This is a genomic window from Bremerella volcania (assembly GCF_007748115.1).
GTDB classification, from domain to species: domain Bacteria; phylum Planctomycetota; class Planctomycetia; order Pirellulales; family Pirellulaceae; genus Bremerella; species Bremerella volcania.
In genome coordinates this window covers 2839259-2853853 of record NZ_CP036289.1, presented here as the reverse complement: position 1 = coordinate 2853853, position 14595 = coordinate 2839259, and the positions used below count along the sequence as shown (strand labels likewise).

The window sequence follows — 14595 nt, the reverse complement described above, 5'->3', positions numbered from 1 at the left end:
AGGGCTCTCGCCCCTGGCGATTATCTGCCGCCCTTTCAGGGCTTCGGATGTGGCTGCATAGCACTTTTGACCGGTGATAACTCTGCGTGCCACCCAACCGGTCGCTAGAGGCCGCGGCCTCACGCTAACACCAACGCACCGGGTTACCCGTCTCGACCGATGCCTGAAAGATCTTCCGCAGCGCCGTCACGATGAAATCGAAGTCGGTTACCGGCCAGGGGCGCTGCTCGACGTGTAGCTCTTCCGGGTACTCAAACCGATGCTGTCCCTGGTCGTTTGTCCAGTTGCCATCTTCCCACGGGATGGCCTTTCCGGCGATGGCCAGGCGGGACGCGTAGATCTCTCCGGTATCGAGGTTCTTCCAGCAGATCGTATCGCTGTCGCCGGTGATCTTTTCGCCATCTTGGCGGTACTGCCGGAAATGGGTTGCTCGAAACAAGTCTTCGCCGGATTCGCGTGCGACGGCAAAGAACTCGAACTCGCTCAGGCCTGCGTCGAATCCCAGGCTGCCGGCCAGGACCACGATTCCATCATAGGCCGCGACGTACTCCCACAAAACTTCGCCGGTGCGGGAATCGACCAGGACCGTCTTGATGCCCACGACTCCCTGCGAGACGAAATGGTCCAACTCAGGCAGTGCCTGAGCGCACTTCGCGGAATCCATCAGCCCGCCGTTGCCATTGGGAAGCTGATCCTGCAGCACCGGGAAGAACTCCCAGCCGATTTCACCCAATGCTTCTTGAAACTGGCGGTAACCTCCCCAGTTGCTGATGCGCTCGTCCCCGTATTCCATCTGCTCGTGCGCGCAGCAGTCCTGTTGCCACTGGTAAAGCTGGTGCCAGTTGTCGTCCGAGTCATGCCCCGGCTTTAGGTGCAAGTAACCTTCTTCGTCGATCTCCAACCAATCGCGCGGAAAGGGAGGGGACGTCGTCTTGCCGTCTCGAAAACAATTACACATTACGGTCGCATCGAGGCCCATTGGTTCCCCCTTTCTCCTAGTTCCATTAAAAGCACTCGCCACAACCAGCGGCAAGCCACTTGGAGAATAGACGCGGTTTGCTCGACAAAGTTCACCTCGCGGTGTGGCACCCAGTCGGAACGAGACGTTTCCGACTCGTCCGCACTAAGATGTGCGCAATCATTGTTGATTTGGTTCCAAGACCAATGTCTAATATGCGCGATTATAACTGCGATATGCGTAAGCATATCCATGACTCCGCATCACATTTTGGGGGATGAATTGATGGCGAGTGCAAACATCACGTTGAACGCGCGAAAGAATTGTCCGCGGGCTCCTCACCAAGGCTGTTGGGGAAGTACGGCCTTTGGCTTTTTGAAATTCGGCAGTCACACGGTACCGGTAACCGCCAGCGGTAATCGGTCGTACAACATGGACGTCACCCTGAAAGCGAGCGATTGTTACCTGAACAAGCGATCGACGGAATTCAATGTGGATATGCCCTATGCCGTCGGGCCGATCGAATGGAAGACGGGCGTCTACGTGCACCAATACCCCATGATGTGCTCGGCGGGTTGCATTCACTTGAACCCAGGCGACGCCCGTGCGTTTCACGATTGGGTCAAACAAAACGCGCCCGTACGACTGATCGTGAAAAGCACGTTTTAGAAAGGGAAGACCGGGTTGAGACGATTACTGGCAACATCAATCGTCACGAAGCTTAGGCCGAATTCTGCCTGACCTAGCTCGCTATACCAATCCAAACCACAGCAACTACGCCACCTTCAGCCAGTCGATGCTGCAATACGAACAGCAACTCGAACGATCGTTAACGGCCGTGGCTGAAGAGTTGGGATTGAAGGGCGACTGACTCAGCAACCGGCCACTCGACCACGCGCCAGGGTGCCATGACCTCGTCTGCACGGGCATGGCTTGGAGGTTCAAACTCTGTTGTCGAACGCGTACCTGTTTGTCAATCAACGAGAAACCAGTGGAATCCAGAGTTTTTGTCCTTCGTCAGTGCGCCCCTCCTAAATAACAAGATGACAGAAACGTCAATAGGTAGCGTTTCCGAAATTCAAGGCAACTAAGAACTTGAACCGAAGAAATAAGTTGCACGTTAAGACGGCAAATGCCCATCACTGTGGTGCCGGTACCGTAAATCGATCGATAATGTCACTATCGATATCGAGTGAAACCGCTCCAACGTCGCCCAACAATTCAATCTCCTCGAATTTGCCTGCCTCAAGATCGTCTAAGGAGCGGCGATAAACAAGATCGCTCGTCCCATCGGGTCGAAAGCAGCGCAGTATCAAGGAGTTTGAGTCATCTCGTACTAGCTCCACTCGATCAACGCACCACCGCTGATCGGGGCCGGCCGGCACCAGTACCCATGCACGTGTCGTAGTGCCGGTTGCTTTCCATTTGAAAGTCGGAGTCCACATCGGCGCGTGAGCTTCTCCGACGACATGCCAGCCTTGAATGTGGGGCTCGGTCTGACCATGAATGAGTTCAACATCAAGTCCCTCTGTGACCACGGGCATGACGCGGAGCGCTGCACCGGCATCCCAGCACTGAACAATCTTTGACACTTCGTCTACTAGGCTGGCGTGGTTTCGTCGGCTATGAAACAGCGCCTCGTACTGATGCTCTTTCTGATCGGCTGGCTGGACTGTATCGAACACAACCCAGTACGAAGTCTCAGGCGGCTTGGCTCCCTTGATGAAGATTACCTGCCGGGTTTGCTTTCCTTCCACATGTTGACCCGGCGGAAACCAGCCATGGGAATGAAACCCTTCGGCGTAGTCGTAACGCTCGGTCGTCATCCAACGCCGTTGCTCGGGAACATGTCCGTCGATCTCATATCTCGGGTAGGTTCGAGCTTGGACGCCTCCATCGACAAGTATGGTGTTGTAGCCCCGAGTCGATCCTGTATAGGCTGCGAAGGGGCCGCCTGAGTAGGAGCCGCGTCCGCCGCTGGCAAGAAGCTGTTGTCCGCCGTAGTCGACATAGATGTTGAGCTTATCCTCTTTGCCGTGACTAGCACCGACGGGGCCTGCATCCATGAAAAGATAGCGATGGTTGGGGCCCCAACCGGTCCTCATCACGAAGTGGCCGGCGTTTGGAAAATAGATAGAGCGATAATCAGGTGCGTTCCCTTCTTCTCCTTTCGTCGCCATCCACAAAAAGTCGTTCCGATGCGGAAAGAGCTTGTAAGCGCGGCTCATGTGATCATCGATCATGCCCCAAGAACTGTCATTCAGATCAATCTGACCCTGGTTCGGTCGGGAAAGCGCGATGGGATGTCGGTACGCGAGTTCGAGGGTGTCCAGAAATTGCTGCGGAACTTCTCGCCCCACGCGACGGTACAGAGCAATCATGTTCTCCATCGCCATGAGCGAAGCCCAATTGTAGCCTGTGCTGAGGCTGACATGACTCCCATCTTCGTGGAACTGAACCTTGAGCACCTCTTGCCAACGCCGCACAGCCTCCTCCTCCCAACGCTTTGACTCTTTGAACTCGGGAAGCATCAAGGCCGTCTGCAACATGGCGACACAGATGTGGGCTCCGCCATCATCATGAGCGGCAAAGCTGCTGGGGTTCATAATCAGTCGGCACTGGCGAATGAAACCCAGAAGCATGTGATAGTGCGCTTGGTCCGAAAAATCTGGCGATTTGCGAAACTCATCGTAGGCAGGCCACCAGGTCATTTCACAACGACGGCCAATGTTGCTCGTATTGAGATAGCCCAACTTGAACGTCGTTCCGTCCATCCAGTTCAGTTTGCCAATGTCGGGATTGCGAGGATGTAGAAATGGCTCGCGAGCGACCCAGTCTTGTACCTCGCGCGAGAAGCGCTGAGCGTACCGCTTGTCTTGGGTTTCGGAATATGCCTTGGCCAAAGATACCCAGTGAAAATGCCGCGTGAGGTGCCCGCTGCAGAGGTCCCAGCGGATCGTGCCATCGGCATCGACAAAATGCTGCGTGTTGCCTGCGCCGTCAACGTAAGTTTTCGAGAAAGTATGAAATGGACCCAGCGTGCCGTAGCGATCTTCGAGGACGGCGTCGGCAACTTCTCGATAGTTGGTGCCGCAATACTCTGGCTTGAACCCTGGCCCTAAGGGCGTCTCACGAGTCCGCAGGTGTTCCAGCAGCAATTGTCCGGCTTGGTTTCGATCACCGCGGTGAATGGCTTCAGCAACTTGCTTCAACGCCGGATGGTTCAAATCAAGCGCATCCAACACGATGTCCCGCGCCGATATTTGAGTAAACGAATCTAAGTCATCGACCGCCCTAACGGTTAGTTGGCGGAAGGTTGCTGTGTTCTGACGAGATTCGTTCCCGCCTGTTATGGCATAGAATCCAATATGGCCAGGGCTTAGTTTCCGTTTCAGTTTAAACTCATAGACAGGGCGATCAAAGTACTCGAAGTAGAAACGCAATCGCGATCCATCGTCTTCCCGGGAACACAAAACCCGTAACTTGTAGTCACCCGGGTGCGGCGTGAATTCCCACGGTTTCTGATATTGGCGATTGTCAACCCAACCAGGAGGCTTGGGCGACGGTTCACGACGCGGTTCGTTGATGCCGTCAATCCAGATATCCCAAAACCCGCGTCGATCCCCCTCCCTCAACTCGAATCGAATACTTTTCGAATGAGTCAGTGGATCATCCTCTGATGAATCAAGACCGATTGCAAAGCCGGCGATGCACTGAAGGTCACCTTCGGGCATCGCCGTTGCATCAATACGGACATCCACCGCAAAGGTCTCAAGATCTCGAAACTTCTGTCGAAATACCAATCCCTGCTGCTTAGTCGGGGAGGCTGCGACGGTGGTCAAGCTAGTCTCTGCCCAACTGCTGGGAGTCTCAGCACAAGTAACCCCTTCTGCCCAAGGCTCAAACAGCAGAATGAGAAAGACAGCGAAAACAGGATGAACATTCACGACAGACTACTTCTGACAACGTGCTTCTTATCAAGGAAACCGAACAAGCCGACATTCTAGCTTGGCAGAATGCTCTGTACCATTTTTCAAGCGCTCGGCTCGGTGACATTGGCGACCGGTGACGCCACTTCACCGATTAACCTCGCGCGGCGATCGGCGCCGAGGCCAGTTGCCGGGGGTGAGGGTCTACCGCGCGTGCTGGCAGGGAAGTCAGCACGACGCAGATCGTCTCGGTGGCGGGATCGGCCCAGGCCAGCGTTCCGGTTGAGCCGGTATGGCCGAACGTTTCGTCCGAACAGCCGTCGCCCCCAAGCTGAGGGCCAACGTCAAACCCAATGCCGCGTGGCTTGAGCCCGGCGGGGTTTTGATTGGTTCGCACCAGTCTGGCGGTCTCTGGCTTGAGCACCGTACCCCTTTCGAAGAGATACTCCGACAAGAACTTCGCCACGTCGGGCGCCGAACAATGGGTCGTTCCCCAAGGGGCACCCAGCTTGCGCCAGTAGAGACTGTTCCAGTCCCAACTCTTGGCCGTTGGATCGCCGCTGCCTGCTTCCGGCGCGGCGAATTCGGTTTGAGCTGGTACCATGTCGTCGAGCGAGAACCGCCCGAGCCCTTGGGCCGAGCGTTCCATTTTCAGCGGCCTGAAAACGGTCTCTTCGACGAGCGAAAGAATATCCTTCCCGCTAAGTTTCTCGGCAATGTGGGTCGCCAGCAGAATGCCCATGCTCGAATATTGGTAGCGGGTGCCAGGCGCAAACGAAAGGGGCGCTTGCTGCGCATGCTCGACGAACTTCGTAAGTTTTGCATGGCTGCGGCGCAGCTCGGCGTTGTTGGCCAATTGATCTGGCAGGCCGGAGGTGTGCGTCAAGACATGACGCAGCGTGACGTTTTCTCTACCCTCGCCGGTGAACTTCGGCAGGTACTTGCTGAGCTTATCGCTGAGTTGAAACTCATTTTGATCGTACAGTCGCATCAGCGCGGTGACGCAAATCGGCTTCGATATCGAGCCGAGCAGGAACATGGAATCGTTCGTCGTCGAAGCGCCATAAGCGCGCGTCACGGCGCTACCCTTTTGCAAAACATGCAGCGTCGCCGACTTTACTTGACCGCTGGCCGTTGCCTGTTGCAATACCTTGTCGGCTTCCTCCCAACCATTGGGCTGGTCCGCTGCGCAGACTTTCGCACTCAATCCCACAGCTAAGCTCCATTGAAGAAAATGACGACGGTTCACGAGGCAGGCTCTCTTGAAAGGTAGTAGTAGAGACCGAAAGGGGGAGGAGAGGGGATAGGCTCGTTCTACCATCTGAATGATCACGCCGCAATTTAGTGCAGCGCTGTTCGAGAAAACAGACTCTAGCCGCCACAAAGAATTACGCCTAATGGTGCTGACCCAATTCTTTGGTGGACTTGCGTCTTCTACAGAGCCGTCCTGATGCCTTTTCTCTTCTATTCTCGTTATTCACTGTCGTCATCCATTACTTCAATAGGTCCCATTAACTTTTCAAAACGAGCAAAATCCTCTTCCCTCAATTCTGTCGACTCATCTTTAGCTTGAATCCACTGCTCCCACTTTTCATAATCATCGCCGAAATCCTGGCCCGTATGAAACTTCAGAAGCTCATAGGCTCTATGTACCGGACGGTATGTTCTATGATTTGGTGGAATTTCACCTTTTAAATTCTTTAGTAATCCGTCTAATAGCTTCAAGCGAGGCATAGTACACACGTCCATACTTTTTCTTAAAAACGATTAACCAACCTATTGCGTATTTCAAACCTTCGGTGAAGAAAAGGGGACGCGGGTGGCTCTGTAGAAAACTACAGAAATAGTTTGACCCGCTAGCGGAGTTTCTAACGTAGCAGCTCTTGATGAGCGTTACGAGTAAATCTCCGTTGGATGTCTTGGTTACCGCTTGGGCCGTCGCTGAGCGAGCGTTGCCAGCGTATCGCCATGTGAACAGTCCGAAGAAGTTCACGCAGCATCAACTGTTTGCTTGCCTGGTGCTGAAGAACTTTCAGCGGCTTGATTATCGCGGCATCACCGAACAGCTTTTCGACTGTCCATCGCTGACCGAAGCGATCGAACTCGACTACATTCCCCACTACAAGCCGCTGCAGAAAGCAGCCCAACGATTGCTGGCCTGCGAAGAAGTTCAGTCGCTGCTAGACGAGACGGTGGCGATGCAGATGGGGCGTCGCAAGCGGGTGCCGGATGCGGCGATCGATTCGACCGGGCTTGAAGCAACGTGTGCCAGCGCTTACTTCGTGCGACGCCGGAAAACGAAGGACAGCCCTTGGAAAACAGTCGTTTATCAGCGATACCCCAAGCTCAGTCTGGTGAGCGATGTCCGCACGCACTTCATTCTCGCGTATCGCGTCGGCAACGGACCGCGGCCTGATGTGGACGAGTTCCAAGGGCTGATTGATCAGGCATCCAAACGAGTTCGCCTGCATCGCATCTTGGCCGACGCTGGCTACGACAGCGAACCGAATCACCAGTTCGCACGCGACAAGTTTCGCTTGCGAACCATCATACCGGCCAAGCACGGTCGCCCAACCGACAAGCCAGCCAGCGGCCGATATCGCAGACTGATGCAACTCCGCTTCGATGCCAACACGTACCGCCAACGAAGCCAAGTCGAAACCGTGATGAGCATGATCAAACGCCGCCAAGGCAACTTCGTCCGAGGCAAAACGGATCATGCCCGTCACAAAGAATTACAGCTGATGGTGCTGACCCACAATGTTATGATTCTCTGGTGGGCTTGAGTTTTCTGCAGAGCCGGACGGGGGTCACTTATGTCTTTCGATAGACACCCCAAACGCATCTTTCCAATACCCTAGTTCCAGGGGCTTGCACCCCTGGCTATTACCTGCCGCCTTTTTGGGGCTTCGGCTGCGCCGGACAACCCTACATAACCTTCGCCACAACGAACGTCAGATCATCATCCTGCGAGCCAGCACCACGATAACCGACCAATGCCTGGCGGATGATTTGGCTGATTTCTTCGGCGGTCTTATCCGCGTTGGCGCGGACCAGTTCTTCCAGCCGCTGTTTGCCGAACTGCTCGCCGGCTTCGTTCATCGTTTCTTCCAGGCCGTCGGTCGTGGCCAGGATGACGGTGCCGGGGTGGATGTTGGGCTGCCAGTACTCGGCATACTTTTCCCCTTCCATCAGCCCCAGCGGCAGTCCGCCGCCGTCGAGTACCGGGAACGTGTCTGTTTGGGGTGAATACACGATCGGTGGCCCGTGGCCGGCCGATGCCCAGCGGATGGTGTCCTTTTGGGCGGAAAGGGTGATCAGCAGCATCGTCATGAAACGCTCGCCGTTGGTATCGACCACCAGCATATCATTCAAGTGATTCAGGAAATCGGCCAGCGAGCCTGGCACCGCACAGCGGCTGCGCAAGATGCCGCGGGCAGTCGCCATCAACAGCGCCGCCGCCACGCCATGTCCCATCACGTCGCCGATGACCAGCACGGCCGTATCTTCGTCGGTGCCGCCGACGTCGAGAAAGTCGTAATAGTCGCCGCCGGTCTCGTCGCAGTAAGTGCTGTGGCCGGCGATGTCGAGCCCCTGAATCTGGGGCGACTCGGAAGGGAGCAGATTCCGCTGCACTTCCATGGCCAGCGAAAGGGACTTCTGCATGCGCAGGCGGTCTTGCAGCCCCTCGGCCATCTTGTTGATCTCGGCGGCCAGGTGCATGTACTCCGGGGCATGCTGAACGTCGAGCCGCGTCTCCAAATCGCCTTGGCCGATCCGCCGGACCGATTCCCCGATACTGGTCAGCGGCTGGACGAGCCAATGCGCGGCGAACAGCCCCAGCCCGACCGCCAACAAAACCGCTACCAGGCTGGTCATCCAGCTGCGGGCAAACTCGGCTTCGATGTCCCCCACAAAGTCTTGCTCCGGCACGATGGTCAGCAGTTGCCAATCGAGCCCGACTTCGTGGCCGACCGGCGACTGTTGCAAGTAATAGCTTTCGCCATCGCTTTTAATGAGGGAACGCGTCTCCCCGTTTAAACGATGGGACTTCAAGTATCGAGCAACGGCCGTGATCTTCGGATTATCCGACCCGGTCGTCGGCAGTTGGCTGCCTATGCTGGAAACCATTTCCGTCCTATCGGAAGTGGCCAGCAGTTTGCCATCCGACGAAAAGATGAACGCCATGCCGGTCTTGCCGATCTTCAGCTTGCCGAGGTAGCTGGAAAGATCGTTCAGCGAATAATCGGCATCGACGATCCCCAGCAGCGTGCGATCGGCATGATAGACGGGAATCCCGTAAGAGATGCCCAGCGTCGTTTCGGAGCCGCTGCCGCCGCCGACCCACACGTACGGATCGCTCCAGGAAGGCCGCTTCGCGTCGCGCGGCGTTTGAAACCAGGGGCGTGTTTCCAGGCGGAATTCAAACGAGTTACGCGTGTCGTGCAAGACTTCGCCGTCGCTGTTGAGCTTCCACTCTTCCATCATCTCGGACGACGAGTCGTCCTTGATCGCCCAATAGGTGCTGCCGTCGGCATAGCGGCTGACCCATACCGATCGCCCATCGGCGCTTCCCCATGATATCGCGCTGAGCATGTCGAACGTCCTCGACTCGTGCACGAAGGTCGGCCTCCAGGCAGCAAGATCGTCCGGCGGAAGGGCCTTGGTCAAAACCAGGTGCTTGTTGACCTGGCATACCTGGACCGGAATGGAAAGGACGTCGGCGATCTTTTCGGCCGTCGTACGGTGGATCTCGTCGATGCTTTGCTCGGCCAGCTGCGTAACGGCCTTCTGCGATTGCCGATTCCACGTCAGCGACAACCACACCCCCACAATCAGCACCGGAATACCAAACAACAGCGGAGCGAGAACTCGGATAGGAAGACGTGTAACAGACAAGATCACTATTCCATCTGATGAAGATGAGCACCGAACCGGCCTTCATCATAACGCATCAAAAACGCCAAAGCGCCCCAGGCGGAAAAAGCGATGAAAAGAAGGTGGGACGGATGGCACGGATAAAGGGCAGCGACTCGCTCCATCCCTAGGCCACCCCGATTTGTTGGGCGATTCGAGGGAAACGTCGTTCAGGAAACCTTCACCCTAGCCCTCTCCCTGCGAGGGAGAGGGGACAGGAATGGTGACTCTCCCATCTCCCCCCTACATCACCGCAAAGTAGTTATCGACGGCGTCGTCGAAGTACTCTTTGGTCAGCTCCAGCGGAGCGTTTTCGTATAGGCACATGTTGCGGACCTGCATCAGAAGGTCGCGCGGTTGGCAACAGCGGAAGGGGCGATTGACCTTTTTGTAGTGCGTTTCGATCAGGTAGTCGATCGCCGGCTCGTTGACCGTGAAGCCCATCAGCGGGCACATGATGTCGAACAACTGGCGGAACTCTTGTTCGGTCGGGTCGATCACTTCAATCTTGTACGGAATACGACGCAGAAACGCATCGTCGCACAGGTCGCGCGGTTCGAGGTTGGTCGAGAAGACGATCAACTGGTCGAAGGGCACCTGAATCTTCTTACCGCCCCGCATGTTCAGGAAGTCGTAACGCTTTTCCAGCGGCACGATCCAGCGGTTGAGTAGTTCGTCGGTGCTCATTCGCTGACGGCCAAAGTCGTCGATCACCAGCGTGCCGCAGTTGCTTTTCAGCTGCAGGGGAGCCTCGCTCACGCCGGTCGCTTGAATCGTGCTGATTTCCAGATTGTCCATGGTAAGTTCACCACCGACGATGATCGTGGGGCGTTTGATCCGCACCCAGCGGCGATCGATGCGGTGCTGCTGCATGATGCCGGGTCCATCTTCCAGCGGCACTTCGTCGTGCACCGCTGGATCGAAGACGCGGAGAATCTCGCCGTCGATGCCGATCGCGCGCGGAACCCAGATGTACTTGCCAAAGGCCCGCGTGACCCGTTCGGCGATACTCGTTTTACCGTTACCCGGCGCGCCGAAGAGAAACAGACCGCGGCCGCTGTTGATCGCCGGACCGAGCCGACGGAACATGGCCTTATTGATCAACAGATCTTCAAAAGCCCTTTCTAACGCTTGGACGCTGGGGGACTGACCTTCCAGCGACTGAGCGCGGACGCTGGCCACGTAATCGCGCAGCGCGACTGGCGCGGCTCCGTAATAAGTGCAGTGTTCGTTGTAACGCCGAGCCCGCTCCCGCCCGAGATCGGTCAGGTAGTAAACGTAGTCGCCGGCTTGTGCCGTGTCCTTGTAAACGACCAACTGGTCGTACTTCATCTTCCGCAGCGCCTCGTCCATCAGCAGAAACGGAATGCATAGCTGGGCGGCAATCTCGCGGCCGGAGGCCTCGCCGGCGGTGAGCAGATACTTCAAGCACAGCGCCTCGACGTCGGTTCCGGTCAGATGCGCCTCGCGGAGCGATTCTGGCTCGCGCGGATAGAACGGCATGTCGCCGTCCTCTTGCGTATGGATCGTCGGCTCGAGCGTCGCTTCGGCAGCACGGGCCGTCTCGGCAAACGCCCCTTCGTCGTCCGAGCCGCGGCTGGTCATGCTGTTGATGCGCGAGATCATCTCTTCCAGCGACTTGTCGCCCGAAGCTTGCGAGTCTTCCTCCGGCGAAATGGCCTCGATCAATTGCCAGGGATCGACGTCCCCAGATTCTGCCGCATCGTTACCTGCCAGTTGGGACAACAAATCTTTAAGGGGTTCGGACATAGGTGGTTTCTTCGTCGCGCGTGCACTGCCAGAGAGGTGAGAAAAGACGTTCCGAGGAAAGCCTAGGTCACGCATGGGAAGAATCAACTCGCTTGCGCGTCAAGGTCCACCCAGGCGTCATAACCCTCCCTACGGCTACCGTTTTGCCGCAGATCGGTGCTCAAAGCCCCCCAAAACGCCACAAGGTTCCCTGGAAGACAACTCCCGTCCATTTAGTTAAAATTGCGAGCATCTACCGATCTGCCTCAATAGATTCGCTTTAGAAAGAACGAGTACGATGACCGCAAAGTTCGATCCGTTCGGCGCTCGCGACGTGTTTTCCACCTCGGAAGGGGACCTGGGGATCTACCGCATTGGCAAGCTTCAGGAAGCTGGCCTGGGAGATATCGACAAGCTTCCTTTTTCGATCCGCGTCCTTCTGGAATCCGTGCTGCGAAACTGCGACGGCTACATCGTCTCGGAAGACGACGTCAAGACGCTGGCTGGTTGGAAAGCCGAAAGCCCAACCCCGAGCGAAGTCCCGTTCATGCCGGCCCGCGTGGTCCTGCAGGACTTCACCGGCGTGCCATGCGTGGTCGACCTGGCCGCCATGCGAAGCGCCATGCAGCGTCTCGGGGGAGATCCTGCCAAAATCAATCCGTTGATTCCGGTCGACCTGGTGATCGATCACTCGGTGCAGGTCGATGCGTTCGGTACCGCACAGGCCCTCGACCAGAACGTGGCCCTCGAATTCAAACGCAACAAGGAACGCTACGAGTTCCTTCGCTGGGGTCAGAAGTCGCTCAAGAACTTCCAAGCCATTCCACCGAACGTGGGCATCGTGCACCAGGTGAACCTCGAGTACCTGGCCAAGGGCGTCTTCGTTCGTGAGGACGAAAAAGGCAAGGTCTGCCTGCCTGACTCACTGGTCGGTACCGACAGTCACACCACCATGATCAACGGCCTGGGCGTTGTAGGCTGGGGCGTGGGTGGTATCGAAGCCGAAGCGGTCATGCTGGGTCAACCGATCTACATGCTTACGCCGCAAGTGGTTGGCTTTGAACTGACCGGCAAGCTCGGCCCTGGCGTCACCGCGACCGACATGGTGCTGACCATCACCCAGATCCTGCGCAAGGAAGGGGTCGTTGGTAAGTTCGTCGAATTCTTCGGTCCTGGCGTCTCGCACATGAGCCTGGCCGACCGAGCCACCATCGCCAACATGGCTCCGGAATATGGTGCCACGATGGGCTTCTTCCCGGTCGATGCTGAAACGCTGAACTACATGCGTCGCACCGGCCGTACCGATGCCGAAGTCGAACGCGTGGAACGTTACACCAAGGAACAAGGCCTGTTCCGCACCGACGACATGAAGCCGAGCTACACGTCGCTGGTTCGGTTGGACCTTTCGACCGTCGAGCCATCGTTGGCTGGGCCGAAGCGTCCCCAAGACCGCGTGCCGCTGGCCAGCATGCAGTCGGAATTCAAGAAGTCGCTGGTCGCCTCCCCCAACGAACGCGGCTTCGGCCTGGGCGACGCCGACATGGCCCGCACGGCAACGGTCGAAGACCACGGCCTCGAAACCGAGATCGGCCACGGTGCCGTCGTGATCGCCGCGATCACCAGCTGCACCAATACCAGCAACCCCAGCGTGATGCTGGCCGCTGGCCTGCTGGCCAAGAAGGCGGTCGAAAAGGGACTGAGCGTCAAACCGTACGTGAAGACCAGCCTCGCGCCCGGTTCGCGCGTGGTGACCGACTACCTGAACAAAGCCGAACTGATGGATGACCTCGAAAAGCTCGGCTTCAACCTGGTCGGCTATGGCTGCACCACGTGCATCGGCAACAGCGGTCCGCTGCCAGAACCGGTTGCCGCCGCCGTCACCCAAGGCTCGCTGGTCGCTTCCGCCGTTCTCAGCGGTAACCGTAACTTCGAGGGCCGCGTCAATCCGCACGTGAAAGCGAACTACCTGGCCAGCCCGCCACTGGTGGTCGCTTACGCACTTGCCGGGACCGTCGACATCGATCTCGACAACGACCCGATCGGCACCAATGCCGCCGGGGAAGAGGTCTACCTGAAGGACATCTGGCCGACCAACGAAGAGATTGCCGAAACGGTCGAAAAGTCGATCACGCCTGAGATGTTCCGCGAGCGCTACAACAGTGCATACGAGTCGAACCCAAACTGGAATGCGATCAGCGTGCCAGATTCGGAACTGTACACGTGGGACGCCGACAGCACCTACATTCAAGAGCCACCTTTCCTGGACGACGTGAAGGAAACGGTCGCCCCAATCCAGTCGATCACCGGCGCTCGCGTGTTGGCGCTCTTGGGGGACTCGGTCACGACCGACCATATCTCGCCTGCGGGCGCGATCGCCAAGGACAGCCCCGCTGGTAAGTACCTGATGGAACACGGCGTCGAGCCGGTCGACTTCAACAGTTACGGCTCGCGTCGGGGGAACGACCGCGTCATGCACCGCGGTACGTTCGCCAACATTCGTATCCGCAACCGCCTGACGCCTGAAAAGGAAGGGGGTTGGACGAAGTGCTTCAAGACCGGCGAAACGATGACCATCTTCGACGCCGCCGAGATCTACAAGCAGGATGACACGCCGCTGGTGGTGATCGCCGGTAAGGAATACGGCACCGGTAGCTCGCGCGACTGGGCCGCCAAGGGGACGTTCATGCTGGGTGTGAAAGCGGTCATCGCTTCCAGCTTCGAGCGTATCCACCGCAGCAACCTGATCGGCATGGGCGTGCTTCCGCTGGAATTCCCGAATGACTCCTCGTGGGAATCGCTCGGCCTGACAGGCGAAGAGACTTACGACATCTATCTGCCGGAAGACCTCAAGCCGCTGCAAAAGGTCACCGTCTCGGCCAAGAGCGCCGACGGCGAAGTCACTACCTTCGACGCCACGGTCCGCATCGACACGCCGGTCGAACTCGACTACTACCGCAACGGCGGCATCCTCCAAACGGTTCTGCTGAAGCTGTTGAAGGAATCGAAGTAGGGCCGCAGGGTGCGAGCAGCGAAACGAATCGC

The 14595-nt window shown here is 57.3% G+C and carries 9 protein-coding genes; 3 read left to right on the top strand and 6 right to left on the bottom strand.

The window, feature by feature from the left end:
- Positions 1-124: 124 nt before the first annotated feature.
- Positions 125-958, bottom strand: coding sequence for a hypothetical protein (locus Pan97_RS11680; protein ID WP_144972704.1), 834 nt, complete (start codon positions 956-958; stop codon positions 125-127).
- Between the two features lie 252 nt (positions 959-1210).
- Between Pan97_RS11680 and Pan97_RS11675 the strand changes: the two genes are divergently transcribed.
- Positions 1211-1627, top strand: a complete 417-nt coding sequence (locus Pan97_RS11675) for a L,D-transpeptidase family protein (protein ID WP_144972702.1) — start codon at positions 1211-1213, stop codon at positions 1625-1627.
- Between the two features lie 470 nt (positions 1628-2097).
- On the opposite strand, the gene Pan97_RS11670 is transcribed toward Pan97_RS11675, so the two are convergent.
- The 3 genes from Pan97_RS11670 to Pan97_RS11660 all read right to left on the bottom strand — a co-directional run bounded on the left by Pan97_RS11670 (position 2098) and on the right by Pan97_RS11660 (position 6621).
- On the bottom strand, positions 2098-4905 hold the full coding sequence (locus Pan97_RS11670) for a heparinase II/III family protein (RefSeq protein WP_144972700.1): 2808 nt from the start codon (positions 4903-4905) through the stop codon (positions 2098-2100).
- A gap of 136 nt (positions 4906-5041) precedes the next feature.
- A complete protein-coding gene (locus tag Pan97_RS11665; protein WP_196782366.1) occupies positions 5042-6136 on the bottom strand; it encodes a serine hydrolase domain-containing protein in 1095 nt (364 codons plus the stop codon).
- Positions 6137-6360: 224 nt separating this feature from the next.
- Positions 6361-6621, bottom strand: a complete 261-nt coding sequence (locus Pan97_RS11660) for a hypothetical protein (RefSeq protein ID WP_144972696.1) — start codon at positions 6619-6621, stop codon at positions 6361-6363.
- 152 nt (positions 6622-6773) lie between these two features.
- Between Pan97_RS11660 and Pan97_RS11655 the strand changes: the two genes are divergently transcribed.
- On the top strand, positions 6774-7673 hold the full coding sequence (locus Pan97_RS11655; protein ID WP_144972694.1) for a transposase: 900 nt from the start codon (positions 6774-6776) through the stop codon (positions 7671-7673).
- 142 nt (positions 7674-7815) lie between these two features.
- On the opposite strand, the gene Pan97_RS11650 is transcribed toward Pan97_RS11655, so the two are convergent.
- Together Pan97_RS11650 and Pan97_RS11645 are read right to left on the bottom strand one after the other, a co-directional pair.
- Complete coding sequence (locus tag Pan97_RS11650; RefSeq protein ID WP_144972692.1) at positions 7816-9786, bottom strand: SpoIIE family protein phosphatase; 1971 nt, start codon at positions 9784-9786, stop codon at positions 7816-7818.
- Between the two features lie 261 nt (positions 9787-10047).
- Positions 10048-11574 (bottom strand): ATP-binding protein, encoded by a 1527-nt coding sequence (locus tag Pan97_RS11645; RefSeq protein ID WP_196782365.1) that lies wholly within the window; start codon positions 11572-11574, stop codon positions 10048-10050.
- A gap of 277 nt (positions 11575-11851) precedes the next feature.
- Between Pan97_RS11645 and acnA the strand changes: the two genes are divergently transcribed.
- Complete coding sequence (gene acnA / locus Pan97_RS11640) at positions 11852-14563, top strand: aconitate hydratase AcnA (RefSeq protein ID WP_144972690.1); 2712 nt, start codon at positions 11852-11854, stop codon at positions 14561-14563.
- Positions 14564-14595 lie beyond the last annotated feature (32 nt).

Coding starts and splice junctions, on each gene's coding strand:
- Pan97_RS11660 (WP_144972696.1), bottom strand. CDS start 6,621: ATGCCTCGCTTGAAGCTATTAGACGGATTACTAAAGAATTTAAAAGGT.
- Pan97_RS11675 (WP_144972702.1), top strand. CDS start 1,211: ATGACTCCGCATCACATTTTGGGGGATGAATTGATGGCGAGTGCAAAC.
- Pan97_RS11645 (WP_196782365.1), bottom strand. CDS start 11,574: ATGTCCGAACCCCTTAAAGATTTGTTGTCCCAACTGGCAGGTAACGAT.
- acnA (WP_144972690.1), top strand. CDS start 11,852: ATGACCGCAAAGTTCGATCCGTTCGGCGCTCGCGACGTGTTTTCCACC.
- Pan97_RS11680 (WP_144972704.1), bottom strand. CDS start 958: ATGTGTAATTGTTTTCGAGACGGCAAGACGACGTCCCCTCCCTTTCCG.
- Pan97_RS11655 (WP_144972694.1), top strand. CDS start 6,774: ATGAGCGTTACGAGTAAATCTCCGTTGGATGTCTTGGTTACCGCTTGG.